This is a genomic window from Agromyces sp. P2_B3, assembly GCF_056404815.1.
In genome coordinates this window covers 105,230-129,406 of record NZ_JBFUDH010000002.1, presented here as the reverse complement: position 1 = coordinate 129,406, position 24,177 = coordinate 105,230, and the positions used below count along the sequence as shown (strand labels likewise).

The 24,177-nt window shown below is 72.4% G+C and carries 22 protein-coding genes; 6 read left to right on the top strand and 16 right to left on the bottom strand.

Annotation, left to right across the window (positions count from 1 at the left end; all coding sequences use genetic code 11):
• Window positions 1–2: 2 nt before the first annotated feature.
• The 9 genes from AC1DZA_RS03495 to AC1DZA_RS03455 all read right to left on the bottom strand — a co-directional run bounded on the left by AC1DZA_RS03495 (window position 3) and on the right by AC1DZA_RS03455 (window position 9,588).
• On the bottom strand, window positions 3–617 hold the full coding sequence (locus AC1DZA_RS03495; protein ID WP_476760708.1) for a thymidine kinase: 615 nt from the start codon (window positions 615–617) through the stop codon (window positions 3–5).
• Window positions 618–1,331, bottom strand: a complete 714-nt coding sequence (locus tag AC1DZA_RS03490; RefSeq protein ID WP_476771717.1) for a helix-turn-helix transcriptional regulator — start codon at window positions 1,329–1,331, stop codon at window positions 618–620. It lies immediately after the preceding gene.
• Window positions 1,318–2,448 (bottom strand): hypothetical protein, encoded by a 1,131-nt coding sequence (locus tag AC1DZA_RS03485; RefSeq protein ID WP_476771716.1) that lies wholly within the window; start codon window positions 2,446–2,448, stop codon window positions 1,318–1,320. The genes AC1DZA_RS03490 and AC1DZA_RS03485 overlap by 14 nt, the downstream gene beginning before the upstream one ends.
• Window positions 2,449–2,453: 5 nt before the next feature.
• Complete coding sequence (locus AC1DZA_RS03480) at window positions 2,454–3,686, bottom strand: sensor histidine kinase (RefSeq protein ID WP_476771715.1); 1,233 nt, start codon at window positions 3,684–3,686, stop codon at window positions 2,454–2,456.
• A 148-nt stretch (window positions 3,687–3,834) separates the two neighbouring features.
• Window positions 3,835–4,923 carry an Rv2578c family radical SAM protein gene (locus AC1DZA_RS03475; RefSeq protein ID WP_476771714.1) on the bottom strand — a complete coding sequence of 363 codons (1,089 nt, stop codon included), beginning with the start codon at window positions 4,921–4,923 and terminating at the stop codon, window positions 3,835–3,837.
• Window positions 4,924–5,014: 91 nt separating this feature from the next.
• Window positions 5,015–6,793, bottom strand: coding sequence for an ABC-F family ATP-binding cassette domain-containing protein (locus AC1DZA_RS03470; protein ID WP_476771713.1), 1,779 nt, complete (start codon window positions 6,791–6,793; stop codon window positions 5,015–5,017).
• Between the two features lie 310 nt (window positions 6,794–7,103).
• Window positions 7,104–8,630 carry a malate:quinone oxidoreductase gene (locus AC1DZA_RS03465; protein WP_476771712.1) on the bottom strand — a complete coding sequence of 509 codons (1,527 nt, stop codon included), beginning with the start codon at window positions 8,628–8,630 and terminating at the stop codon, window positions 7,104–7,106.
• A 21-nt stretch (window positions 8,631–8,651) separates the two neighbouring features.
• On the bottom strand, window positions 8,652–9,110 hold the full coding sequence (locus AC1DZA_RS03460; protein ID WP_476771711.1) for a VOC family protein: 459 nt from the start codon (window positions 9,108–9,110) through the stop codon (window positions 8,652–8,654).
• A gap of 58 nt (window positions 9,111–9,168) precedes the next feature.
• Window positions 9,169–9,588, bottom strand: a complete 420-nt coding sequence (locus AC1DZA_RS03455; protein ID WP_476771710.1) for a hypothetical protein — start codon at window positions 9,586–9,588, stop codon at window positions 9,169–9,171.
• Between the two features lie 86 nt (window positions 9,589–9,674).
• Between AC1DZA_RS03455 and AC1DZA_RS03450 the strand changes: the two genes are divergently transcribed.
• Window positions 9,675–10,325 (top strand): MerR family transcriptional regulator, encoded by a 651-nt coding sequence (locus tag AC1DZA_RS03450; protein ID WP_476761767.1) that lies wholly within the window; start codon window positions 9,675–9,677, stop codon window positions 10,323–10,325.
• Window positions 10,326–10,343: 18 nt separating this feature from the next.
• Here AC1DZA_RS03450 and AC1DZA_RS03445 read toward each other — a convergent pair whose 3' ends face one another.
• Entirely contained in the window at window positions 10,344–10,970 is a 627-nt protein-coding gene (locus tag AC1DZA_RS03445) for a bifunctional 4-hydroxy-2-oxoglutarate aldolase/2-dehydro-3-deoxy-phosphogluconate aldolase (protein WP_476771709.1), read from the bottom strand.
• Entirely contained in the window at window positions 10,967–11,905 is a 939-nt protein-coding gene (locus AC1DZA_RS03440; RefSeq protein ID WP_476771708.1) for a sugar kinase, read from the bottom strand. The genes AC1DZA_RS03445 and AC1DZA_RS03440 overlap by 4 nt, the downstream gene beginning before the upstream one ends.
• A 75-nt stretch (window positions 11,906–11,980) precedes the next feature.
• Here AC1DZA_RS03440 and AC1DZA_RS03435 point away from each other — a divergent pair, with 75 nt between their 5' ends.
• From AC1DZA_RS03435 to AC1DZA_RS03420, 4 genes are all read left to right on the top strand, one after another.
• A complete protein-coding gene (locus AC1DZA_RS03435) occupies window positions 11,981–13,297 on the top strand; it encodes a type III PLP-dependent enzyme domain-containing protein (RefSeq protein WP_476771707.1) in 1,317 nt (438 codons plus the stop codon).
• Window positions 13,298–13,306: 9 nt separating this feature from the next.
• The gene (locus AC1DZA_RS03430; RefSeq protein ID WP_476771706.1) at window positions 13,307–14,926 is read left to right on the top strand and encodes an N-acyl-D-amino-acid deacylase family protein; all 1,620 of its coding nucleotides are present in this window, start codon (window positions 13,307–13,309) and stop codon (window positions 14,924–14,926) included.
• Between the two features lies 1 nt (window position 14,927).
• A complete protein-coding gene (locus tag AC1DZA_RS03425) occupies window positions 14,928–15,659 on the top strand; it encodes an IclR family transcriptional regulator (protein ID WP_476771705.1) in 732 nt (243 codons plus the stop codon).
• Window positions 15,660–15,814: 155 nt separating this feature from the next.
• Window positions 15,815–16,198: a RidA family protein gene (locus AC1DZA_RS03420; protein WP_476761773.1), complete on the top strand. Its 384-nt coding sequence runs from the start codon at window positions 15,815–15,817 to the stop codon at window positions 16,196–16,198.
• Between the two features lie 101 nt (window positions 16,199–16,299).
• On the opposite strand, the gene AC1DZA_RS03415 is transcribed toward AC1DZA_RS03420, so the two are convergent.
• From AC1DZA_RS03415 to AC1DZA_RS03395, 5 genes are read right to left on the bottom strand one after another with little or no spacing between them, the layout of a single operon-like run.
• Window positions 16,300–17,058 carry an SDR family NAD(P)-dependent oxidoreductase gene (locus AC1DZA_RS03415; RefSeq protein WP_476771704.1) on the bottom strand — a complete coding sequence of 253 codons (759 nt, stop codon included), beginning with the start codon at window positions 17,056–17,058 and terminating at the stop codon, window positions 16,300–16,302.
• A complete protein-coding gene (locus AC1DZA_RS03410; protein WP_476771703.1) occupies window positions 17,048–18,193 on the bottom strand; it encodes an ATP-NAD kinase family protein in 1,146 nt (381 codons plus the stop codon). Before AC1DZA_RS03410 ends, AC1DZA_RS03415 begins: the two co-directional genes overlap by 11 nt.
• A gap of 2 nt (window positions 18,194–18,195) precedes the next feature.
• Window positions 18,196–19,770 carry an aminomethyl-transferring glycine dehydrogenase subunit GcvPB gene (gene gcvPB, locus AC1DZA_RS03405; RefSeq protein ID WP_476771702.1) on the bottom strand — a complete coding sequence of 525 codons (1,575 nt, stop codon included), beginning with the start codon at window positions 19,768–19,770 and terminating at the stop codon, window positions 18,196–18,198.
• Window positions 19,767–21,269 carry an aminomethyl-transferring glycine dehydrogenase subunit GcvPA gene (gcvPA, locus tag AC1DZA_RS03400; protein WP_476771701.1) on the bottom strand — a complete coding sequence of 501 codons (1,503 nt, stop codon included), beginning with the start codon at window positions 21,267–21,269 and terminating at the stop codon, window positions 19,767–19,769. The genes gcvPB and gcvPA overlap by 4 nt, the downstream gene beginning before the upstream one ends.
• Window positions 21,270–21,276: 7 nt before the next feature.
• The gene (locus tag AC1DZA_RS03395) at window positions 21,277–23,346 is read right to left on the bottom strand and encodes a beta-galactosidase (RefSeq protein WP_476771700.1); all 2,070 of its coding nucleotides are present in this window, start codon (window positions 23,344–23,346) and stop codon (window positions 21,277–21,279) included.
• Between the two features lie 143 nt (window positions 23,347–23,489).
• Here AC1DZA_RS03395 and AC1DZA_RS03390 point away from each other — a divergent pair, with 143 nt between their 5' ends.
• Window positions 23,490–24,146 carry a GntR family transcriptional regulator gene (locus AC1DZA_RS03390; protein ID WP_476771699.1) on the top strand — a complete coding sequence of 219 codons (657 nt, stop codon included), beginning with the start codon at window positions 23,490–23,492 and terminating at the stop codon, window positions 24,144–24,146.
• The last annotated feature ends 31 nt before the right edge of the window (window positions 24,147–24,177 follow it).

Here is a 24,177-nt window from a genome sequence, read left to right as displayed (position 1 = left end):
GGTCAGTGGCGGCCGTTGAGCACGCCGCCGCTCTCCTCCAGGTAGCAGACGCCGCAGAGCGACTCGTAGGTCACGTCCTCGCCGTCGATCGCGACCTGGTCGCCGTCGAACACGAACACCCCGCCGATGCGGCGGGCGTTGAAGATCGCCTTGCGGCCGCAGCGGCAGATCGTCTTCAGTTCCTCGAGGCTGTGCGCGACCTCGAGCAGTCGGCGGCTCCCGGGGAACGCCGTCGTCTGGAAGTCGGTGCGGATGCCGTAGGCGAGCACCGGGATCGAGTCCATGAGGGCGATGCGCAGCAGGTCGTCGACCTGCTCCGCCGCGAGGAACTGCGCCTCGTCGACGAGCAGGCAGCTCACGTCGCGACCGTGCGCCTCGATCACGCGAGTGCGGTGCTGCTGGAACCGGTCGAGCACGTCGTCTTCGGGCCCGATCGTGAAGTCCACCTCACGCACCACGCCGAGCCGCGACACGATGCTGCGATCGCCCTTCGTGTCGACCGAGGGCTTGGCCAACAGCACCCGGTGCCCGCGCTCCTCGTAGTTGAACGCCGCCTGGAGCAACGCCGTCGACTTGCCGGAGTTCATCGCCCCATAGCGGAAGTACAGTTTCGCCATCTACTCGAGCAGCCCGTCCTCCGCCGCCCGGCGGATCAACTCCGATTTGCGGCTCGCCGGACGCCCGGCGCGCGCATACTTCTCGCGCACCCGCCGCAGGTAGGTCTTCGCGGTCTCGTAGCCGACGTCCATCCGGGCGGCGACCTCTGCGGTGCTGTAGCCCTGCGCATAGAGGCGGAGCGCCCGCTCCTCGGCGGCGCTGAGATGCGCCGCGCCCGCGTCATCGACGGCCGGCTTCGCCGCGGCATCCGCTGCACGCCCACCGTCGGCCGATGCCGGCCGTCGGTGACCGCGGTCGCCCCGGATGACGCTCCGGGCGAGTTCGACGAGCTGCTCCGCAGGAAGGGTCTTCGAGGCGAACGCGGCAGCGCCCGCCGCGATGCAGCGATCGCGCGACGCGTCATCGTCGACGCCGCTCACCACGACGACCTTGGCGCCGGCCGCGAGGCAGGCGCGGATGCGCGACTCGATCGAGACGGTGTCGCCGAGCTGCAGGTCCATGAGCACGAGGTCGACGGGGAACGCGGGGTCGCGGATGAGGTCCATCCAGGCCGTCGCCCGCACGACCACCTCGAAGTCGGGCGCGTGGTCGGTGAACCAGGTCGCCAAGCTGTCGACGATCAGCCCGTGGTCGTCGAGCAGTGCCAGTCGCACCCGCGTGGTGGGCGCATCCGCACCCTGCCCCAGGGGCGAGCCGGCCTCAGCCGGGAACATGACTCAACTCCACCCTGACATTCTCGCGCGTCACGAGCGCTTCCGCTCGCATCGACACCGCACGGGCGACGGCGATGAACCGGTCGAGCTCACGCCGCGAAGGCGCCGTCGCCCCGTTCGCCGAGGTGATGACGAGGCGACGGCGCGACACCTCGAGCTCGATCGACACCCGGATGCCCGCAGAGCGGCTCCCTTCGCTGAGCCAGGTGAGCAGCGCCGTCAACGCCGAGCGCTGGTCGTCGGCGAGATCATCGGATGCCCCGGTGGGGTCGTCGACCGACACGGGAATGCCGCGCGACATCCGGATCGTGGCGGCGAGGTCGTCGAGCCACGTCGACTCGATGCCGGCCTTGAGCGCGCGCCGCAGGGCCTCGGCGAGCTCCCTTGCCCGGTCGGCGTCGGCGACCGAGATGCGATCCGCCGTCATCACTCCGGCGAGGAAGGGCAGCACCTCGCGGCCGAGCACCGAGACGCGGCTCTGCTGCACGGACCGCGCGATGCCCGCCCGCAGCTCTCCGTCGCGCTGGAGTGCGGCGCGGTTCGCCTCCCGCTGCCAGGCGAGCGTCACGGCGACGATCGCCCACGAGTAGCCGGCCGCCGCCGCGGTCAGCGCGAGCACGGACGCCGACTCCACGGCGACGAGCGTCACGACGGGCGCGGCGATCACGGTGGTCGCAGGCGACCCGATGATGAGGATCGAGAGCACCGCCGTCGCGACCACGCCACTGAAGAGCAGCGAGAGCCAGGTGCAGAACGGCGCCAGCGACAGGATGAGCATGCCGACGACGACCGGACCGAAGTCGTCGTAGAGGAACCGGTTGGCACCGATGGTCGACAGGTACTCGGCGATGGCGCCCCCAAGAGCGAGCGCCACGACCAGCCACAGCGATTCCGTGCGGAACGGCGCCCGGCCCGGAGCCGCGAGAAAGGCCGCGCACCCGCCGGCGGTGGCGACGAGCGCGACGGCGAGGAATGCCGCCCACGGCGAGCCGACCTCCGACCAGTGCGCGACCGTCAACACGACGGACGTCGTGACGGTGAGCCCCGCGCCGACCACGACGAGCGGGGCGGCAGTGATGCCGCCGATCGGGTCCGCCTCCTGCTGCGTGAGTCGCATCCGGCTCATTCGCCACCCTCGGGCACGGCGAGCACCACGGTGGTGCCGACGTTCCTCGTCGACCAGAGGCGCACGTTGCCGCCCTCCTGCTCGACCCTGGCGCGGATCGATGTGCGCAGGCCGATGCGGTCCTCGGGCACCTCGGCCTCATCGAATCCGACACCGCTGTCCATGACGGCGACCGTCACCTCGCCGCCGCCGAGGCCGATGGCCAGCTCCGCCTCCGTGACGCCCGCGTGCCGCGCGACGTTGATGAGGCATTGGGCGACGGCCGCGTCGAGGGCGGCCAGCCGCGCCGGACCCAGGAGGCCCAGCACCGCGAAGTCGCCGGTGACGTGCAGGTCGAGCCCCGCGTTCGCCGCCGACACGAGCGCCTGCTCGAGCGATGGTGCGGTCACCCCCGACCGGCCTGCTCCGTCGGCCGCGGGGTCGCCGGCACCCGCCCGCCCCGTGTCGTCCGCCGACGCCGCACCGTGATCGACGGCCCAGTCGCGGCCGACGATGAGGCCGAGGTCCTGCCGGATGCCATCGCGCAGGCGGTCATCGACCGGTCCCGAGCCCGCGGACGCGATCGCGACCAGGTGGCTGAGCGCCGTGTCGTGCAGTCGCGCGGTCGCCCGGAGCTCGTAGTCATGGCGGATGGCGAGCTCTCGGGTCTGCTGGCTCGCGCGGTGCAGCCCGGTCTCGCGACGCGCGTCCCATCGCCGGCTGATCCCGTCGAAGCTGCGCGCGACCACGACGATGCCCAGTGCCGCGGCCGCGGCCACGTTCGGAACCCAGTCGGCCCCGTCGATCGCCGCGCCGAGGAACGCAGCGGCCTCGCCGAGCCCGTATCCGAGCACGGCCCAGGTGATGCCCAGCACGGAACCGACGCCCGCACCGCCGACGAGGACGAGCGCCACGCGGGGCAGGGCCAGGATCACGTTGTTCGTCGACTCGAAGCGGTACTCGGGGGCCATCACGAGCACCGCGAGGGCCAGTACGACCGCGGTACCCGTGATGAGGTACAGCAGGGTCGTGGTCACCGTCGGCACGCGTGCGACCAGCACGAGCAGCGCGGCCATCACGCCAAGCAGGACGGCGCTCGTCCAGCCGGCGGTCTCGCCACCGGTCGTCGCGCTGAGGACGCCGATGGCGATGCCGACCCCCAGGCACACCCATGCCGCGCAGTGCCCGGCGTGTGCGAGCGCCCGACTCAGGGAATCTCGCGCCAGGTGCGCGGGCAACCCAAGGGTCATGGTGGTCCTTCGCTCGCGGCCGCCGTCGATCGGGTTCGAGGCGGTCTCAAGCGGATTATCGCAGGCGCGGGCAGCCCTCCGCAGTCACCGAGCCCGTCGTTCGAGCGGCGGCGCAGTGCGGTGGCGGCTCACAGGGTGCGCGTCTGCCTCAGAAGAGCGCGTCGGGGTCGGGCGGGAGGCTGAGCGAGTCGGGCAGCCGCGATGACGCGCGCGTGGCCGGCACGGGCACGCCCCGCTCGGCCAGTGCCGCCGATCGCACACCGCCGGTGACCGGGTCCTCGCGACCGCGCTCGAGGCCGTGAGCCCTGATCAGGGGCCGCATCCGTTCGCCGAGCCACCGACGGTACGCCTTCGGGGCATACGTGTTGTTGCCGTAGTACATGGAGCGGTAACGCGGCACGAGTTCGGGATGCTCCTGTTCCAGCCACTGCATGAACCACGGCTTCACGCCGGGCTTCAGGTGCAGCGCGGTGTAGAGCACGCTCGACGCACCGGCGGCCTTGGCCTGCCGCAGCGCCTCGTCGAGATGCGCCCGGGTATCGGTGAGGTACGGCAGGATCGGCATCATGAAGACGGCGCAGTCGAGGCCGGCGTCGCGCACCGCGGTCACGGTGGCGAGCCGCGCCTTCGTGCTCGGCGTGCCGGGTTCGACCGACTGCTGGAGCTCGTGGTCGTAGACGGCGATCGACATGGCGAGGTCGACCGGCACCCGTTTCGCGGCCTCGGCCAGCTGCGGCAGGTCGCGCCGCAGGAGCGTTCCCTTCGTCAGGATGCTGAACGGCGTGCCGCTCTCGGTGAGCGCGTCGATGATGCCTGGCATCAGCGCGTAACGCCCTTCCGCTCGCTGATAGGGGTCGGTGTTGGTGCCGAGGGCCACGGGTTCGTGCCGCCACGACGCCCTCGCGAGCTCGGGTCGCAGCACCTCGGCGACGTTCACCTTGACGATGATCTGGCGGTCGAAGTCGTCGCCCGCGTCGAGGTCGAGGTAGGTGTGGGTGGGGCGGGCGAAGCAGTATGTGCACGCATGCGAGCAGCCCCGGTAGGGGTTGATCGTCCAGCCGAATGGCATCATCGACTGGCCCGGCACCTTGTTGAGCGCCGACTTCGCGAGCACCTCGTGGAACGTGATGCCGGCGAACTCGGGCGTCTGCACCGAGCGCACGAGGTTGTTGAGCTTCGCGAGCCCCGGTAGGGCATCGCCCTGCTCGACTCCGAGTTCCTGCCCGCTCCACCGCATGGTGCTATTCGAACACATGTTCGAATCCGAGGCAAGTGGATGCCGCGGCGCGCCTCGTCTCCGGCCGCCGCCGCGGCATCCGCTCGTCAGCTCACGACCGCACCGCCGCCTCATCCACCAACCGCCCCGAGACGAGCTGGAGCCGCTCCGCCGACCATCGCCGCCGCAGCCATCGGTCGTGGCTCGCGATCACAACTGCGCCCGGGTACGACCCCAGGGCCGCCTCGAGGTCGGTGGCGAGCCCGAGCGACAGGTGGTTCGTCGGCTCGTCGAGCAGGAACACGTGCGGCGGCCGGGCGATGACGAGCGCGAGAGCGAGCCGGCGCTGCTGCCCCACGGAGAGCGCGCCGACCGGGCGGTCCGCGTCCCGCGCCGCGATGAGCCCGAGGCTCGTCAGCGGCACCTGCTCGGCCCGGCGCGCGCCGAGCACCCGCTCGTACGAGCGCCGCGGCGTGGCATCCGGATCGGCGAACCGCACGTCCTGCTCGAGCAGCTGCACCCGCAGCCCCCTGCGCCGGTGCACGGTACCGGCGTCGACCGCCAGCGTGCCGGCGAGCACGCCGAGCAGCGTCGACTTGCCCGCGCCGATCGCGCCGGTCACCAGCAGCCGCGTCAGCGGCGCGACCTGCAGCGACTCGACCTCCAGCCGGCCGGCCACCGACACGTCGGAGAGCTGGAGCAGCAGCCCCGACGGCTCCTCGAGCGCGTGCGAGCCCGACGGGATGCCGGCGAACTCGAGCAGCGCGGGCGGCTTGCGCACCTGCTCCCGCTCCAGCGTGACGAGCCGCTGCTCGACGTTCCGCACGCGTCGCGACACCGTCTGCTCCACGTTGGCGCGCTTGAACTTGGTGATGAACTTGTCGTTGTCGGTCGCCGCCCGCCCGTGCGAGACGTTCCGCGCCGCGTCGTTCGCCGCCAGCCGCAGCCGGCGCAGCTCCTCCTGTTCGTCGTCGTACTGGCGCTGCCAGCGTTCGCGCTCCTCGGCCTTCACCGACAGGTACTCGCTGAAGCCGCCGCCGAAGACGGTGCCGCCGGATGCCGCGAGCACCTCGTCGCGCGAGGCTCCGGCCGTGGCGCCCGACGCGGCGAGCTGCAGCGCGCCCGCCCGTCCGGGGTCGAGGTCGAGCAACGCCGTCGCCACGCGATCGAGGAACTCGCGGTCGTGGCTCGCGAAGAGCACCGGCCCGCGCCAGCCGCGGAGCCGGTCCTCGAGGTAGGTGGCGGCGTCGTCGTCGAGGTGGTTGGTCGGCTCGTCGAGCAGCAGCGCGTCGGGTGATGACAACAGCAGCGCCGCGAGCGCGAACCTGCTGCGCTGGCCGCCCGAGACCTCGTCGATCCGGCGATCGAGCCTGATGCCCGAGACGCCGAGCCCGTCCAGGACCTCGTCGCGACGGGACTCGACCGACCACACGTCGGCGCGCTCGGCCGCGTCGAGTGCCGTCGAGTAGCGGGCGGATGCCGCGACGACGGCAGCCTCGGACGCGCCCTCGGCGGCGAGTGCCGCGGCGGCCTCGTCGAGCTCGCGTTCCATGGCCCGCACCTCGGCGAGGGCGACCTCGATCACGTCGCGGAGGCTCTGGTCGGGGCGGAACGGCAGCTCCTGGCGGAGGAGTCCCGTGCGAACGGGACGGGTGAGCCGCCCCGAGACGTCGGCGTCGTCGAGCGCGGCGGATGCGGCATCCGAGCGCCCGTCGACGCCGGCGATGAGGCGGAGCAGCGTGGACTTGCCCACGCCGTTCTCGCCGATCAGGCCGAGCCGCTGCCCGGGCGGGGCTGCGAAGCCGAGGTCGGTGAAGACGCGGCGGCCGCCGTAGGACGCCGACAGCCCGTCGGCGTGCAGGTGGAGGGAGTGTGAGAGGTGTACAGCCATGCGGGAACGTCCGTTCGCGAAGGCTCCCGGGTCGACGCGCGACGCCGCCGACGGCGGACGCGCGCGGACGATGCACCGACCGGCGCACACGCGGCACGATGGCGCGGGCGTCGACCCGGGAGCGGAGAGGAAGTCCCGCCGGGCATTCGCCGTCATGAGGGGTGCGCGCGCGACACTGTCGCGATCAGCTCAGCGTGCACACCCGGTGTCTACGGCGCCTCAGGCGCGGGACGATGGGATGTGCTCACTTCATAGCGGGGTCGACGATAACAGACGCCGCCGGCGGATGGCAAGCGATGTCTCGTGGCGGCTACGCGGTGAGGTCGAGCACCTTCGCGGTCTCGGCGAGCGACGCCTCGGCGGCCGCCGGATCGGTCGAGAGCTTCGTGCCGTAGCTCGGGATCATCTCGCGCAGCTTCGGCTCCCACGCCTCCATGCGCGCGGGGAAGCACCGCGAGAGCACGTCGAGCATGATCGGCGCGGCCGTCGAGGCGCCCGGCGACGCGCCGAGCAGGCCGGCGATGGTGCCGTCGGCGCCCGTGATGATCTCGGTGCCGAACTGCAGGATGCCGCCCTGCTTCGGGTCCTTCTTCATGACCTGCACGCGCTGCCCGGCCGTGATGAGCTCCCAGTCGGCGTCCTTCGCCGTGGGCATGAACTCACGCAGCGCGGCCATCTTCTTCGAGCGGGAGGCGAGCAGCTCGGAGACGAGGTACTTCACGAGGTCGAAGTTCTTGAGCCCGACCTGGAGCATCGGGCCGAGGTTGTGCAGGCGGATCGAGAACGGCAGGTCGAACCAGGTGCTCGTCTTCAGGAACTTCGGGGTGAAGCCCGCATACGGGCCGAACAGCAGCGCCGTCTCGCCGTCGACCACCCGGGTGTCGAGGTGCGGGACCGACATGGGCGGCGCACCCACGGCCGCCTTGCCGTAGACCTTCGCCTGGTGCTGGGCCACGACCTTGGGATTCGTGGTGCGCAGGAACTGGCCCGAGATCGGGAAGCCCCCGAAGCCCTTGATCTCCTCGATGCCCGAGTGCTGCAGCAGGGCGAGGGCGCCGCCGCCGGCGCCCACGAACACGAACCTCGCGTTCACGACCTTGGGCGTCTGGCCGACCGTGTGCCGCACGCGCAGCTTCCACGTGCCGTCCTTCTGGCGCTTGAGCCAGGTGACCTGGTGGTTCGTCTGGATGGACGCCCCGCGGCGCGAGATGTCCTCGAAGAGGAACTTCGTGAGGGCGCCGAAGTCGACGTCGGTGCCGGCGGCGATGCGCGTCGCGGCCACCTTCTGCTTCGGGTTGCGCTTCTTGGCGAGGAGCGGGGTCCACTCGGCGATGCGCTCGAGGTCCTCGGTGAACTCCATGTCGGGGAACAGCGGCTGGTCCTTCAGCGCCTCGACCCGGCGGCGGAGGTAGTCGATGTTCGCCGCGCCCTTCACGAACGTCATGTGCGGCGTGGAGTTGATGAAGTTGTGCGGCTCGGGCAGCGCGCCGGTGGAGACGAGGTGCGCCCAGTATTGCCGGCTGATCTGGAACTGCTCGTTGATCGACACGGCCTTGCTCGCGTCGACGGTTCCGTCGGCGCCCTCGGGCATGTAGTTCAGCTCGCAGAGCGCGGCGTGGCCGGTGCCGGCGTTGTTCCACGCGTTCGAGGACTCCTGCGCGACCTCGCCGAGTCGCTCGTAGACGCGGATGCTCCAGTCGGGCTCCAACTGGGAGATCAGGGAGCCGAGCGTCGCGCTCATGATGCCCCCGCCGATCAGCACGACGTCGACGGTTTCCTCTGAATTCACGGATTCCAGTCTAGGTGCGCTGCGAAGGTGCCCCTGACCGGGTGACATCCCCCGGCGAGCGACGCCCCGTCACCCGACCTCGCCGCCGTCGAGCTGCGGCATGCCGTGGTCGTCGAGGGGCCAGAACGGGTTGTGCGCGAACTCCCACAGGTTGCCGTCGGGGTCGCGACCGTAGCCGCTGTAGCCGCCCCATTCGGTCGCCTCGGCGGGCTTGGAGACCTCGCCGCCTGCCGCCAGCCACTCGTCGAGCGCCACGTCGACCTCGTCGCGGCTGTCGAGGTTGATCGACAGCGAGACGCCCCGGAACCCGGGCGCCGAGGGCGCGTCGGCCTCGGTCGCGAGACCGCCGTCGACCGCGAGCTGGGGGCTCGTCCAGAGGGCGATGATGGGCCCTGGCGTGCGGAAGAACGTGATGCCGTCGGCCGAGTGCGTCGACTGACGCCATCCGAGGCGACGGTAGAACGCGGTGGCCGCGTCGACGTCGTAGACGCCGAGGGTCACGAGGGAGAAGCGCTGGGGAATGGCCATGGCGCCGACGCTACTCCCCGGCGGCAGGCCCGGCCCGAAGCGCCGCTCAGCGAGCCGCTCAGAGCGCCGCGACGCCGCCCATGATGAGCCCGATCCCGGCGGTGATGAGCGCGGCCGTCAACGAGATGACGCCGACCCAGAGCAGCACGATGAGCCGGTTCGGCCGCTGGGGATCACGGCCGAGCACTGAGAGGAAGAAGCCCGCGGGCATGAGGATCGCCGCGATGGGCACGCCGAGACGTGCGAGCTGCATCCAGAACCCGTCGAGTGCGGCGTACGAGATCACTGAGAGGATCACCATCGAGAGCACGAGCAGCACGGCCGCATGGGCGTGCCCGGCCCGGTAGAAGTTGCCCTGCAGGCGGTTGGCCGAAACATGGCCGCGCACCACGCGCGTGAGGAAGTAGCCGCCGCTCTCGACGGTGACGAGCGCGAGCAGCAGGATGCCGATGAGGATGAGGTCGTTCGGGGCCGGCATGGCGTGGTCCTTCCTGGCTGGTGCATGATTGGATAGTTGTACTCTCCAATACTAGAGAGTTGAACTATCCAGTGCAAGGAGTCGGCATGCGGATCTCGGAACTCGCCGGTGCCTCGGGGCTGCCCGTCGCGACGATCAAGTTCTACCTGCGCGAGGGCCTCCTCCAACCGGGGCGCTCCACCTCGGCCACGCAGGCCGCCTACGACGACGCGCACGTGCGCCGCCTCCGGCTGATCCGCGCGTTGACCGGACCTGTCGGGCTCAGCGTGCAGCAGGCACGCACGATCCTCGAGCTCATCGACGACCCGGGCGACGACCTCTACCAGACGCTCGGGAGCGCGGTGAGTGCGCTGCCTCCGGCCGTCGAGGCGGCATCCGTCGACGACCCCGATCCCTATCCACGCGCACGCGCCGCCCTCGAGGCGCTCGGGCAGGTCTACGATCCCGGGTTCGCGGCGGTCGCCCAGCTCGAGGCGGCCCTCACCGCGACCGAGGACGCGGGGATGCCGCTGAGCGAGCCGCGACTGCTCGAATACGGCCGCCAGCTTCGGGAGCTCGCGGAATTCGACCTCGAGCAGATGCCGTCCGAACCGCACGCGGCCGTCGAGTACACCGTGCTCGGCACCGCCCTCTACGAGCCCGTGCTGCTCGCCCTGCGGCGCCTGGCGCACCAGGACGTCGCGGCGCAGCGCACGCTCGGGGCGGACGGCCTGACGTCCGGGCCGGACGGGGCCTGACGCCCGTCAGCCGGGGCCTCAGCGCCGCAGCAACGCTGCCAACGCCGGCAACTGGGCCGGGTCCTCCAGCGCGGAGCCGACCGCGACCGTGCGCACACCGGCCTCGAGGAATGCCGCGGCGTTCCGGGCGTCCATGCCACCGGTCGCCACGAAACGCGCGGCGGGGAACGGGCCGGCCATCGCGCGGAACCATGCAGGCCCGAGCAGCGACGCCGGGAACGCCTTCAGCCATGTCAGCCCGAGCGCCATGGCGGCCTGCACCTCGGTGGGCGTCGCGACGCCGGGCAGGGGCGGGAGTCCGGCCGCGGCCGACGCACGGACGACGTCGGCGTCGAGGCCGGGGCTGACGGTGAAGGCGGCGCCGGCGGATGCCGCGAGCTCGACGTGACGCGTCGACACCACGGTGCCCGCTCCCACGAGCCGCCCCTCGGCACGGCCGGCCTCCGCGACCGCGGCGAGCGCGTCCACGTCAGCCTCGGACTGGATGGGCAATTCCACCGCCTCGATGCCGAGCTCCCACGCCCGGCGGGCGAGCTCGATGCTGCGGTCGACGCCGAGCCCGCGGAAGATCGCCATGAGCGGGCGCCCGGCGAGAATCCGGTCGAATTCGGCGTTCGTGACGTCGGCGCCGGCGCTGCTGGTCATGCTCGGTCCTCTCGTGGGCTCCTGGGGAAGTCGGCCGTGTCGGCGAGCACGAGCACGGCTCGCGCGTGTCCGGCAACGAGACGGTCGGTGGATGCCGCACCGTCGAGCCAGGCGTGCAGGTACCCGGCCGCGAAGGCGTCGCCCGCCCCGACCGGCTCGACGAGCTCGACGGTGAGCGCCGGCACGTGGACGACGTCATCCCCACCGTCGTCGCGGCGGGCGAACTCCGTGGCGCCGACCTCGCCGTCCTTCACCACGAGCACGGGCGGCTCGGGCAGCAACGCGCGCACCTGGTCGATGCGTGACACACCCCAGAGGGCCTCGGCCTCGTCGCGCCCCACGAACGCGACGGTGGCGCGAGCGGCGAGATCGTGCAGGCGCCGCGCCGCGACATCCGTCGACGGCCAGAGCGCCGCGCGATGGTTGACGTCGAAGCTGACCGGGACGCCGTGCTCGGCGGCGGCGTCGAACAACGCGCCGACGAGCGCATCGCATGACGCGGAGAGCGCGGGCGTGATGCCGCTGAGGTGGAGGAGCCGCACCCGGTCGAGCGGAAGCGCCGACACGTCGCCCGGGCCGAGCCGGGACGCCGCCGAGCCGGCACGGTAATAGCCGACGCCTCGGCCCGGGTCCTTGACGTACAGGCCGGTCGGTGCGCCCGCGTCCACCGTCACCCACCGGGTGTCGACGCCGCGCCCCGCGAGCTGCCGCACGAGCCGGCGGCCGAGCGCGTCGTCACCCACGGCGCCCGCCCAGGCGGCCGCCCGCCCCAGCGCGGCGAGGTGCGAGGCCACGTTCGCCTCGGCTCCGCCCGCGTCGATGTGGAAGTCGAGGGCCGTCTCGAGGGACTCGGCTGAGGATGGCGCCACGAGCGCCATCGTCTCCCCGACGGCGAGGACCTCGGGTGCGGGATTCGCGCGGTCATCGTCGTTCACGTGGTCATCGTTGCCGGTGTGCAGATATGATGCAAGCCGGTTGCAACATGTGCAACGTGTGGGAGAGGAATGCGGATGCCGCGTGGAATCGACGACCTCGGCGACGAGGTGCTCGCCGCGAGCGATACCGGGCTCCCCCGGCGGGCCGCGGGTCTCACGGTGCGCGACTTCCTCGCCACCGAACCGCGCCTCGAGGAGTTCTGGACGCCGGTCACGGTGCTCGACGCCCGGGCATTGCGCCGCAACGCGGACACCATCCAGGCGTGGGCCACGGCGCACGGCATGGAGCTCATGCCGCACGGCAAGACCACCATGGCGCCCGCGCTCTGGCGACTGCAGCTCGACGCGGGCGCGACGGGGCTCACCCTCGCGACGCCCGGGCAGGTGCGCACCGCTCGCGCGTTCGGCATCTCCGCCGTCATGCTCGCCAACGCCCTGGTGGCTCCCGACGCCCTCGCGTTCGTCGCGGGCGAGCTCGACGACCCGGCGTTCGCGTTCGCGTGCTGGGTCGACTCGCCCGACACGGTCGAGGCCATGGAACGCGGCCTCGCGGCGTCCGGCATCTCGCCGGCCCGGCCGGTCGACGTGCTCGTCGAGCTCGGCGCCCCGGGGGGCCGCACCGGCGCTCGCTCCCTCGACGCCGCCGAGGCGGTCGCCCGTCGCGTCGCCGCGTCGCCGGTGCTGCGCCTCGCCGGCGTCGCCGGGTACGAGGGCAGCCTCGGGCACGATCGGTCGGCCCGGGCGCTCGCGGCCGTGCGCGACTACCTCGCCGACCTCGTCGAGCTGCACCGGGTCGTGCAGCGCATCGTGGCCGAGTCGGGTGACGCGGGCGCCGACGCGCTCATCGTGACAGCGGGCGGCAGCGCGTACCTCGACCTGGTCGCCGAGGCGTTCGGGCCGGCGATCGAGGCGGATGCCGCGGCCGACCGCCGCACGCGATGGATCCTCCGCTCGGGCGCCTCGCTGCTGCACGACGACGGGTTCTACCACGGCATCTCACCGCTCGACGCGGGCCGTGCGGCGGCCGGACGGCCCGCCCTCGCACCGGCCATGCGCGGCTACGCTCGGGTCGTCTCGCATCCCGAGCCGGGCCTCGCCCTGCTCGACGGCGGCAAGCGCGACTTCCCCTACGACGAGGGCCTGCCCGTGCCGTTCGGGGTCGCGCCCTCGCTCGGGGCTGAGGAGGAGCCGCTCGCCGGGGCATCCGTCACGGCCGTCAACGACCAGCACGCGTTCCTCCGGTCGGATGCCGCGCTGCCGGTCGACGTCGGCGACGTGGTGTCGCTCGGCCTCTCGCATCCCTGCACGGCCTTCGACAAGCGCCGCTGGCTGCCGGTGGTGGACCACGCAGGCAGCACCCGTGTCGTCGACCTCGTGCGCACGTTCTTCTGAGTCCGGCCGATGACGATCCTGATCCGCGAGGTGCGCCCGGTCGACGCCGACGGCTTCGGCTTCGGCGCGCCGGACGCGACCGTCGACGTGGTCGTCGAGGCCGGCCGCATCGCTCGCATCGAGGCATCCGGAACGACGTCGACCGCGGGCGCCGGCGGCGTGGACACGGTCATCGACGGCGCCGGGCGCCTGCTCATGCCCGGCTTCGTCGATGCGCACGCCCACGCCGACGGGCTCCTCTTCGACGCCGACGTGCAGCTCGGACTGCTTCGGCAGGGCGTCACGACGGTGATCGGCGGGCAGGACGGCGTCTCCTACGCCCCCGGCGACGGCGCCTACGCGGGCGAGTACTTCGCCGCGATCAACGGCCGGCACCCGAGCTACCGGGGTGGCGGGGTCGGCGCGCTGCTCGCCGCCTACGACGGCACGACGCCCCTGAACGCCGGCTACCTCGTGCCCGCGGGCACGGTGCGCCACGAGGTGTGCGGGCGGTCGACGGATGCCGCGTCGCCGGCGCAACTCGACGAGATGCGCACGCTCGTGGCCGACGCCCTCGCGGCGGGCGCCCTCGGCCTCTCGACCGGCCTCGACTACGTTCCGGGGGTCTTCGCGCGCACCGCCGAGCTCGCCGCCCTCGCCGAGCCGGTCGCGGCGGCCGGCGGCGTGTACGTCTCGCACCTGCGCGGCGGGTACGAGGCGAACTCGCGCGCCGGCACCGACGAGGCGGCCGCGATCGCCCGGCACGCGGGCGTCCCGGTGCACGTGTCGCACTTCCACGCCGAGCCGCCGATCGTGCACGAGCTCCTGCGCGAGCTCGCGGCATCCGGCGTCGACGCGACCTTCGACGCGTATCCCTACACGCGAGGCTGCTCGATCCTGGCGATGCCCATCCTGCCCGCGTACCTCACCGTGCGGCCGACCGCCGAGGTGCTGGCCGTCCTGGCCGACCCCGACGAGCGCGCGGCGCTGCTGCGCGACTGGTTCCCGACGATCGTCGACTACCCGAGCCTCGGCCCCGACTGGCCCGCCATGCTCACGCTCGCGCACGTCGGCGCGCCCGAGTACGCCTGGGCGCACGGGCTGACGCTCGCCGAGGCCGCCCGACGCGCAGGCTCCACGCCGGCCGTCTTCGCCCTCGACGTGCTGCTGGCGTCGCGGCTCGAGGTGAACGTGGTCATGGCGGTGCGCGGCGAGCGCTCCCCCGCCGAGCTCGCGTCGATCCTCGCCCACCCTCGGGCGCTCGGCGGCTCCGACGGCATCTTCGTCGGGGCGCATCCGCATCCGCGGGCACGCGGCTCGTTCGCGCGCTACCTGCGCTCACTCGTCATCGACGAGCAGGTGCTCGGCTGGGCGGATGCCGCGGCTCTCGTCTCCACGCGCGCCGTCGACCGGTTCGGGCTCGGCCGCCGTGGGCGCATCCGCCCGGGCTGGATCGCCGACCTCGTGCTCGTCGACCCCGCCCGCGTGCGCGACCGCGCCACCTACGACGCACCCCTCGCGCTCGCGGAGGGCATCGACGACGTGCTCGTCGCCGGCGTGCCCGTGCTTGCGGGCGGCGAGCTCACCGGAGCGACGCCCGGCCGCGGCATCCGCAGATCGCACCAGTCGTCGTACCCAGAGGAGGCCTGACATGTCGCAGAGCGTGACCCGCGCCGCCCGCATCATCGACGCCATCGCCGCCGACCCGCGCACCGTCGCCGAGCTCGCCGAGTCGTTCGGGCTGCACCGGTCGACGATGTTCCGCGAACTGCAGTCGCTCGAGGAGGTCGGCTGGGTGCGCCGCCGAGGCAGCGGCCGGTACGCCCTCGGCACCCGCCTCGCCGCGCTCTCGCGGCAGGCGCTCGACTCGCTCGACCTGCGCGACGCCGGCGCCGAGCACGTGCGGCGCCTCCACCGACGCACCGGCAACACCGTGCACCTCGCGGCGCTCATGGACCGCTCGATCGTCTACGTCGACAAGGCCGAGGACGAGGCGGGCGTGCGCATGTACTCGCGCGTCGGCAAGGCCGTGATCCCATACAGCTCCGCGGTCGGCAAGGCCATCCTCGCGAACCTCGACGCGGCCGGCCGCGACGCGGTGCTCGGCGGCGTGACCTGGGAGCGCCACACCGAGCACACGATCACCACGCGCGAGCGGCTCGACCGCGAGCTCGCCGTCGTGGCCGAGCGCGGCTGGGCCGTCGACGACCGCGAGTTCGAGCCGTTCGTGAACTGCATCGCCGTGCCGATCCGCAGCTCGCTGGGCGTCGTCGGCGCGATCTCCGTGAGCGCGGTGCGGATGGTCGCCGACCTCGAACGCCTGCAGACGTTCCTGCCCGCCCTGCGGGAGGCCGCCGACGCGATCGCCGACGAGATCGGGTGAGCGGATGCCGCGGGCGCGCGCCTGCGGCATCCGTCACCGAAACCCCGACCAACCACCGAACCGAAACCGAACCGAACCGAACCCAACCGCACCACACGCACCACACGCATCGCACGCACCGCACGCACCACAACGAACCGAATACCGGAGGAACCATGTCCAAGACTGCCGTCACGCTCTCGAACGCCCCGAAGCCCGCCGGGCCCTACAGCCACGGCGTGGTCGCCAACGGCTTCCTCTACACGGCCGGATTCGGCCCGCAGGACCCGGCGACCGGCCAGGTCGTCGAGGGCGGTGCCGCCGAGCAGACCCGGCAGGTGCTGCGCAACATCGGCGCGGTGCTCGCCGAGTACGGCCTCACCTTCGACGACGTCGTGAAGGTGACCGCGCACCTCGAGGACCTCGCCGACTTCGCGGAGTACAACGTCGCGTACGCCGAGTTCTTCACCGAGCCCTACCCGGTGCGCACCACGGTCGGCTCGCGGCTGGCGAACATCCTCGTCGAGATCGACGTGGTGGCGGCGATCCCGCAGGACTGAGCGGCGGGGCCCACCGAATACGCAGGATGAGCGGCCTCGCGAGCGTCGATCCGAGGCCGGGGGCCTGCTCATCCTGCGTATTCGAGTGAATGCCAAGGAGGTCAGGCGATGCCGCCGCCGTCGACGACGAGCGCCGACCCGGTGACGTAGCTCGACTCGTCGCTTGCGAGCCAAACGACGGCCGCGGCGATCTCGCGCGGCTCGCCCATGCGCTGCAGGGGTCGGTCGGCAGCCTCGGCGAGGAACGCGTCGGCGTCCTGCGACAACTGGCGCGCCTCGTCGCGGAGCATGCCCGTGTTCACATCGCCCGGGTTCACCGAGTTGACGCGGATGCCCTGCGGGCCGTGGTCGATCGCGAGCGCGCGGGTCATGTTCACGACCGCGCCCTTCGACGCGCAGTACGAGATCGCCCGGCCACCGCCCTTGAGGCCCCAGCCGGAGCCGGTGTTGACGATCGATCCGCCGCCCGCGGCGGCCATGATCGGCACGACGTGCTTGCACATGAGGAAGATCGACCGCACGTTCACCCCGAACACCCGGTCCCACTCCTCGACCGAGGTCTCGACGGCGGTCGTTCGGCGGATGATCCCCGCGTTGTTGAAGACGACGTCCACGCCGCCGAGCTCGGCGACCGTCGTGGCGACGACCCGCTCGATGTCGGCCTCGCTCGCAACGTCCGCCGCGATGGCGATGGCGACCCCGCCGGCCTCCCGGATCTCGGCCGCGACGACTTCAGCGGCCTCGGCGTTCAGGTCCACGACGGCGACGGATGCCCCCTCCGCGGCGAGCGCGAGGGACGTGGCACGTCCGATCCCACCGGCGCCGCCGGTGACGATGGCCTGCTTGTTCTCAAGGCGCATGGCCTTCTCCTTCGTGTTCTGGTGCGTGGACTGGATAGATGCTGCTGGCGGAAGGACCCGTGACGACACGGACGTACCCGGCGAGCGCCGCGTCCACGTCGGCGTCGCCCGTGTCGACGAGCAGGGCCCGTCCGCCGAGGTCGATGAGCTTCTGCTCGGGCGCGACCACGATGAGCGGGTCGTCGCCGAGGGCGCGCAGCACGCGCGCGGAGAGCTGCTGGTTGCCGCGCCCGAGCAAGAAGCCCTGGCCGCCGATCACCGTGACGACCGCCTTGGCGGGCCCGTGGCGCACCTCATCGAGGAGCTCCGCCTCGGAGGCGCCGGCACGCACGACCCGGCCGTCGAGCACGACGTCGACGCCGAGCGGCGTCTTCGCGACTCCGAGCTCCTGTGCGAGGGCCGCCATCGTGCCGCCCGGCCCGAGCAGGTAGCGCACGCCGGGGCGCATGGCGGATGCCGCACCCCGGGCCGCGCCGAGCACGGCCGCCTGCTCGCCAGCGGGGGTCGCCGCCTTGCGCGCTTGCGTCCGACCTTGGCGATGCGGCACGGCCAGCTCACCGAAGAGCCGTGGCTCGACGCGGGCATGCCGCATCGCGTCCTCGTCGACGTCGAGCACCTCGAGCTCCCGGACGGGGAACCCGCGGCCGTCGTCGGCGGCGAGCCATGCCGCGGCGAGCCCGCCGGACGCCTGCGGGCTCACGCCGAAGACGGGCGAGTACATCTTCACGCCGGCCGGGATGCCGAGGGCCGGCACCTCCGTCGCGAACGAGACCGCGACGTCGCGCGCGGTGCCGTCGCCGCCGGCGAACAGCACGAGCGAGGCTCCCGCGTCGGCGATGGCCCGCGCGGCGGCCGAGGTGTCGGCGGCGCTCGTCGGGGCGTCCGCGCGGAACACGACCACCGGCTCGAGGCCGGCCTCGCGCACGACGTCCTCGCCCATCCCGCCGGCCGCCGTGAGCACGCGGGCACCCGGCCGGGCGGCGGCCACGACTGAGAGCGCCACGAGTGCGCGCTCCGCCGCCCGTGGTGCCGCGCCGCGCTCGCCGGCGCGCCGCTGCACGACGGCACCGTCGCTGCCGGCGAGGCCCGCGGGCCCGCCGACACCGGCGATGGGATTGACGACGAGTCCGAGCATGCTCAGGCGGCGGTCTCGGCGAAGTACTTGCGACGGTACGCCCGCCACGTGATGGCCCAGCGGTCGGGGTCGTCGAGGTCGTCGTGGTGGGTGTGGTGCACGCTCTGGCGGTGCGGCGCGGTGCGCACCGTCTCGGCCTCCTCGCGCGCCTCGCGGGCGATCTCGGCGAGCACCCCCGCATACTCGTCGAGCTCGGCCATCGAGTAGGACTCCGTCGGCTCGAGCGTGAACGGCTGCGGCACGACGTAGGGGTGGTGGCTCGTCCAGTAGTGCATGCCGAAGTCGCTCGCGCGCACGCCGATCTCCTCCGACGTGACGCCGGTGTCCTCGAAGAGTTCCTGCCACGAGTACCGCACCTGCTCGATGCGGCGGCGGCCGACCGCGTACGGCGCGGACGCGCCGGGGATCTCGAGCACCTTCTTCATGAGGTAGTTGTTGTTCAGCACCGCGGTCTCGGCGACGGCGCGCAGCCCGGGCGCGCCGAGCGCCATCAGCCAGGCGTAGGCGCGCACGATGTTCGGGATCACCCCGAAGAACGGCCCGACGGCGCCGATCGACCGCTCGTCCTGCTCGTGCACGAGGAAGCGGTCACCGTCGCGCACCACCCGCGACCCGGGCAGGAACGGGGCGAGCGCCGCGCTCACCGCGTTCGCACCGGCCCCGGGCCCGCCGCAGCCGTGCGGGGTGCCGAACGTCTTGTGCAGGTTGAAGTGGCAGACGTCGAAGCCGGCGTCGCGGGCGCGCGTGATGCCGAGGATGCCGTTGGCGTTGGCCTGGTCGTAGGAGGCGAGCGCTCCGACGGCGTGCGCGGCATCCACCCACTCGCGGATCGCGGGGTTGTAGATGCCCGTGTCCTCGGGGTTCGTCACCATGATGGCGGCGGTGCGCGGCGACAGCGCCTGCCGCAGCGCGGCGAGGTCGGGGTAGCCGTCGGCGTCGGGGTGGAGGGTGATCACGTCGTAACCGGCCGCCTTCGCCGCCGCGGCGTTCGAGGGGTGGCTGAAGATCGTGGTGATGACCTCGCGGCGCTGCTCCCCCTCCCCGTTCGCCTCGTGGAACGCGCGGATCATGGCGATGTTCGACCAGATCGCGGCCGAGCCCCCCTGCGTGTGCAGCGACACCTCGTCCATGCCGGAGATCTCGGCGAGCATGCGCTCGGTGGTCCAGACGATCTCGAGCACGCCCTGCGCGTCGGCCGGGTCCTGCAGCGGGTGCATGGCGGTGAGGGCCGGCGTGCCGACGAGCTGGTCGTTCACCTTCGGGGCGTACTTCATGGTGCACGTGCCCTGGCCGATGTCGACGTTCAGGTCGGCACCGAGGTTCTCCTGCGACAGGCGCAGGTAGTGCTTCAGCACGCGCATCTGCCCGAGCTCGGGAAGGGCGGGCGGCGCAGCACGGCGAAGGCCGGCCGGAAGCGCGGCGACGGCGTCGCCGACGGCCTCACGCACGCCCGGCTCGACGGCCGACACGAGCACGCCGCGTTCGCCCGGCGTGGAGAGCTCGAAGATGATCGGCTCATCCCACCGCGCCTGGTGGAAGCGGCGGACGGCGGGCTTGGGGGCGACGGGAAGGCTCATGCGCGCTGCTCCTCGAGGATCGGGGCGGACTCGGCGTTGACGGATGCTTCGCTGCTGCTCTCCCGCCGGTCGAGGCTCGGGTCGAGTCGGACGGAATCCGTATCGAGACCAGCGGAGCGCGTACCGAGACCCGCTCCGCTCAGGAACTCGGCGAGCGCCGACGCCAGCCGGTCGATGTCGGACTGGCTCGTCATCTCGGTGACGCAGACGAGGAGGCGGTGCTCGGCGACCACCACGCCGGGCTCGATGCCCTGCATGCGGAGGGCATCGACCACGCCCGCCGCGGCGACGCCCGCGCCCGACACGTCGATCGTGAACTCGCGCAGGTGCGCGGCGTCGTCGCCGAGCCTCACGCCCGGGATCGCGGCGAGTCGGAGCTGCGCGTAGCGCGTGCGGGCGAGCAGCACCTCGCCGAGGTCGCGCATGCCCTGCGGTCCCATGAGCGCGAGGTAGACGCCGGCGGCGATGCCCCAGAGGGCGGCAGCCGTGCCGACCCACTCCTTGCCCTCCTCGCGGTGCGCGAACGACGTGCGGTCGTAGGCGACGTCGCCGAACCCGTACTCGCCGGGCACGTCGGTGGTGGCCAGGCCGAAGAGCCGCGAGGGCATCTCCATGATGAAGCGCGGGTCGTCGTGCACGGCGATGAAGCCGCCGTGCGCGCCGCCGAACCACTGGTGCAGGCCGATCGACTGGATGTCGCCGCAGACGATGTCGGCGCCCTGCTCCGCCGGCGGGGTGAGCACGCCGTAGCCGATCGGGTCGGTGCCGACCACGAGCACGGCACCCACGGCGTGGGCGTCGTCGGCGATCTCGCGCAGCCGCGCCTCGAGCGCGCCCGTGTGACTCGGGGTCTCGACCCACACCGCGGCGACGTCGTCGCCGAGCCGTGCCGCCAGCCCCGCGACATCCGCGACGCCGTCGACGGTGGGCACGAACTCGAGGTCGAGGTGCACGCGCACGAAGTCGCGCACCTTCGAGAGCTTCGCGGGCAGCACGTCGCTCGCGACGAGGATGCGACGGCGTCCCGACATCCGCCCGGCCATCGAGAGCGCGGTCGCGGTGGCCTGGTAGCCGTCGTAGGTCGGCACGTTCACGACGTCCATCGCGAGCAGCTCGGCCATGAGCGACTGGTACTGGAACAGCGCCTGGAAGCGGCCGTGGTCCTCGTAGGGCTCGCCGGCGTACGCGGTGAGGAACTCGCTGCGACCGATGACCTCGTCGACGACGGCCGGCACGTAGTGGTGGTAGGTGCCCGCGCCGAGGAAGCTCAGGCGCTGCCGCGTCGACACGTTCTTCGCGAGCAGGCCCTCGACGTGGCGCACGAGGTCCTGCTCGGCGACGAGCGGCTCGGGCAGGTCGAGCGGCCGCTCGAGCCGCAGGTCGGCGGGCACGTCGGCGTAGAACTCGTCGACGGATGCCGCACCGACGGCTGCGAGCATCGCGGCCCTCGACTCGGGCGCGGTGTTCGGGATGTACGGATGGACGAACGGATCGGTCATGGGTGCCTCAGTCGGTGGTGTCGGACAGGGTGATGAAGGGCGCCGCGTCGGCGCGCGGCGCGGCGAGCACGGCGGCGCCGAATCGGCCGAGGGTGAGCCGGCCGGTCGTGCGGATGCCGGTGAGCAGGTCTTCGGCGCCCTCGGGTACGTCGACCGTGAGCTCGCCGTGGCCGTGGTTGAGCACGAACGTGTAGTCGGTCGTCGCGTCGGAACGGGTGACGGCCTCGAGGTCCGAGTCGGTGCGCGACCGAACCGGCAGGCCGGCCGCGGCGAGCACCTCGCGGAACAGGGCGATCATGCCCGCCGGCTCGAGCACGGCGCTCAGGTACCACGCGGCGCCCGTGCCGTCGGCAGAGGGGCGGCGGGTCGCAGCGGCGCGGCCGGCGAGCTCTCCGGTGGCGTACCGGGCGCGTACCTCGGTGCCGTCGTGGGGCTCAAGCCACTCGCTCCAGACGACGTTGCCGAACCCGACGGCGTCGAGGTCGACGCGCTCCGCCTGCCCGTCGCGGATCGGCCAGGGCTCGTCGATCTCGACGCCGAGCAGCGAACGGAGCGGCCCGGGTGCGCCGCCGTCGTGCACCGTCTCGGTGGCGTCGACGACGCCCGAGAACGGGCCGACCACGAGCTGGCCGCCCCGCGCGACGACGTCGGCGAGCGCGGCCGCCTGCGCGGCATCCGCGACGTAGAGGTTCGGGACGACCACGACGTCGTAGCCGTCGAATGCACCGACGGCGCGCACGGTGTCGACGGGGTGCCCGAGCACGTGGAGCGCCGCGTGCCAGGCGCGCGCCTGCGTGAGCCAGTTCAGGCGCTGCGACGGCAGCGACTCGGCCGCCGACGACCCCCACCAGGAGTCCCAGTCGACGACGAGGGCGACCCGGGAGCGCACGCGGGTGCCGCGAACGGCCGCGAGTCGCTGCAGTTCGGCGCCGAACGCCTTGGTCTCCTGGAAGGTGCGGGACGCCTCGCCGCGGTGGCCGAGCATGGCCGAGTGGAACTTCTCCTGGCCGTACCTCGCCTGTCGCCACTGGAAGAACATGGCGCCGTCGGAGCCGTGGGCGATGGCCTGGAGGCTGTCGATGCGCATCCGGCCGGGTGCCTTCGGCACGTTCACGTCGCGCCAGCTCACCGCGCTCGCGGCCTGCTCGAGCAGCAGCCACGGCCGCCCGCCCTTGAGCGAGCGCATCAGCCCGTAGTTGAGCGCGGCGGGCACGTGGGCGTCGGGATCGGCGGGGTCGGGGTAGGCGTCGTCGGTGACGAGGTCCTCGGCGGCGGCGAAGTCCCAGTAGTCGAGGTCGCGCAGGAGGCTCATGAAGTTGGTCGTGACCGCGATGTCGGGGGTGACCTCGCGCAGCACGTCGATCTCGAGCTGGAAGAGCTCGAGCAGCGCGTCTGACGAGAACCGCTCGAAGTCGAGCAGCTGCGTCGGGTTCACCGGCCCGGTCGCCCGGCGCGGCGCCTCGATGTGCTCCCACGCGGTGTACCGCTGCCCCCACACCTTCACGCCCCACGCCTCGTTGAGCCCGTCGAGGTCGCCGTAGCGCGCCTCGAGCCAGCGACGGAAGTGAGCGGATGACTCGGGGCACCAGCAGCGCGACACGTGGTCGCCGTACTCGTTCGACACGTGCCAGAGCGCGAGTGCGGGGTGCTCGCCGTAGCGTTCGGCCATCGCCCGCGTCATCCGTGCCACCTGCTCGCGCCACACGGGCGAGCTCGGGCAGTACGCCTGCCGGGACCCGAACTCGAGTCGCCGGCCGTCCTCGTTCCACGGCAGCATCTCGGGGTGGCTGCGGATGAGCCACGACGGCGGCGTGGCGGTCGCGGTCGCGAGGTCGATCCTGACCCCGGCCTCCCACAGCACGTCGATCACCCGGTCGAGCCAGCCCCAGTCGTAGACGCCGGGCTGCGGCTCGAGCTGCGGCCAGGAGAAGACCGGCAGGCTCACGAGGTTCACTCCGGCCTCGTGCATGAGGCGCGCGTCCTCGAGCCAGACCTCCTCCGACCACTGGTCGGGGTTGTAGTCGCCGCCGTAGGCGAGGGCGTCGAGGCGGATGCTTCGGGGGGTGTCGTCGGCCACGCCGTCTCCTCTCTGAGCTTGGGAAGGCTGTACACGACTGCCTGCAGAATGTATTCTGTATACAGACACAGTATGCCGGTTGCCTGAACCGGTCAAGCCCTAGGCTTGCCGCGACGGCCGAGCGGCCCGGAGGACGAGGACAGATGGCGATCGAACGCAAGAACCTTCGCTCGCAGGTTCGCGAGGAGCTGCTCGCGCGGATGCGCGCCGGCGAGGTGCAGCCCGGCGAGGGCATCAACGAGGTGCAGCTCGCTGCAGAACTCGGCGTCAGCCGCACCCCCCTGCGCGAGGCGCTGATCGCCCTCGAGAGCGAGGGCCAGATCGCGAGCGAGAACGGCAAGGGGTTCCGGTTCGTCCCGCTGAGCGCCCAGGAGTTCGAGGACCTCGCTCCCGTCATGGCGACGCTCGAGAGCCTCGCTCTCGAGTTGAGCCCGATCGACGAGCTGCGCGCGATCGGCCGGCGCCTCTCCGCGCTCGCCGCGGACTTCGACCAGGAGGTCGTGCAGCACGCGCTGGTCGTCTCGAAGGACGACGAATGGCACGGCATCATGCTCTCGGCGTGCCCGAACCGGCGGCTGCTCGATGTGATCGCGAGCGTGCGCGGCGCGTTCCATCGCTACGAGTCCTTGCTCGTGCCGAACGACGTCATGGTCGAGCGGGTCGCCGCCGAGCACGCCGAGATCGCCGAGCACCTCGCCGACGGCGACGTGGCCGGCGCGATCGCCGCGCTCAAGGCGAACTGGATGAACGGCATGCGCCGCATCCTCGACAACGCCTCGAGCACGTACTTCACCGCCTGACCGCCGGTCGAGGAGGCGCGCAGCGCCGTAC

What these genes read in the sequence shown, in the direction of transcription:
- AC1DZA_RS03485 (WP_476771716.1), bottom strand. Translation starts at nt 2,448, where the DNA reads ATGCGACTCACGCAGCAGGAGGCGGACCCGATCGGCGGCATCACTGCC.
- gcvPA (WP_476771701.1), bottom strand. Translation starts at nt 21,269, where the DNA reads ATGACCGATCCGTTCGTCCATCCGTACATCCCGAACACCGCGCCCGAG.
- AC1DZA_RS03465 (WP_476771712.1), bottom strand. Translation starts at nt 8,630, where the DNA reads ATGTCACCCGGTCAGGGGCACCTTCGCAGCGCACCTAGACTGGAATCC.
- AC1DZA_RS03480 (WP_476771715.1), bottom strand. Translation starts at nt 3,686, where the DNA reads ATGACCCTTGGGTTGCCCGCGCACCTGGCGCGAGATTCCCTGAGTCGG.
- AC1DZA_RS03490 (WP_476771717.1), bottom strand. Translation starts at nt 1,331, where the DNA reads ATGTTCCCGGCTGAGGCCGGCTCGCCCCTGGGGCAGGGTGCGGATGCG.
- AC1DZA_RS03435 (WP_476771707.1), top strand. Translation starts at nt 11,981, where the DNA reads ATGCCGCGTGGAATCGACGACCTCGGCGACGAGGTGCTCGCCGCGAGC.
- AC1DZA_RS03425 (WP_476771705.1), top strand. Translation starts at nt 14,928, where the DNA reads ATGTCGCAGAGCGTGACCCGCGCCGCCCGCATCATCGACGCCATCGCC.
- AC1DZA_RS03450 (WP_476761767.1), top strand. Translation starts at nt 9,675, where the DNA reads ATGCGGATCTCGGAACTCGCCGGTGCCTCGGGGCTGCCCGTCGCGACG.
- AC1DZA_RS03470 (WP_476771713.1), bottom strand. Translation starts at nt 6,793, where the DNA reads ATGGCTGTACACCTCTCACACTCCCTCCACCTGCACGCCGACGGGCTG.
- AC1DZA_RS03390 (WP_476771699.1), top strand. Translation starts at nt 23,490, where the DNA reads ATGGCGATCGAACGCAAGAACCTTCGCTCGCAGGTTCGCGAGGAGCTG.
- AC1DZA_RS03445 (WP_476771709.1), bottom strand. Translation starts at nt 10,970, where the DNA reads ATGACCAGCAGCGCCGGCGCCGACGTCACGAACGCCGAATTCGACCGG.
- AC1DZA_RS03420 (WP_476761773.1), top strand. Translation starts at nt 15,815, where the DNA reads ATGTCCAAGACTGCCGTCACGCTCTCGAACGCCCCGAAGCCCGCCGGG.
- AC1DZA_RS03410 (WP_476771703.1), bottom strand. Translation starts at nt 18,193, where the DNA reads ATGCTCGGACTCGTCGTCAATCCCATCGCCGGTGTCGGCGGGCCCGCG.
- AC1DZA_RS03495 (WP_476760708.1), bottom strand. Translation starts at nt 617, where the DNA reads ATGGCGAAACTGTACTTCCGCTATGGGGCGATGAACTCCGGCAAGTCG.
- AC1DZA_RS03415 (WP_476771704.1), bottom strand. Translation starts at nt 17,058, where the DNA reads ATGCGCCTTGAGAACAAGCAGGCCATCGTCACCGGCGGCGCCGGTGGG.
- AC1DZA_RS03460 (WP_476771711.1), bottom strand. Translation starts at nt 9,110, where the DNA reads ATGGCCATTCCCCAGCGCTTCTCCCTCGTGACCCTCGGCGTCTACGAC.
- AC1DZA_RS03430 (WP_476771706.1), top strand. Translation starts at nt 13,307, where the DNA reads ATGACGATCCTGATCCGCGAGGTGCGCCCGGTCGACGCCGACGGCTTC.
- AC1DZA_RS03475 (WP_476771714.1), bottom strand. Translation starts at nt 4,923, where the DNA reads ATGCGGTGGAGCGGGCAGGAACTCGGAGTCGAGCAGGGCGATGCCCTA.
- gcvPB (WP_476771702.1), bottom strand. Translation starts at nt 19,770, where the DNA reads ATGAGCCTTCCCGTCGCCCCCAAGCCCGCCGTCCGCCGCTTCCACCAG.
- AC1DZA_RS03455 (WP_476771710.1), bottom strand. Translation starts at nt 9,588, where the DNA reads ATGCCGGCCCCGAACGACCTCATCCTCATCGGCATCCTGCTGCTCGCG.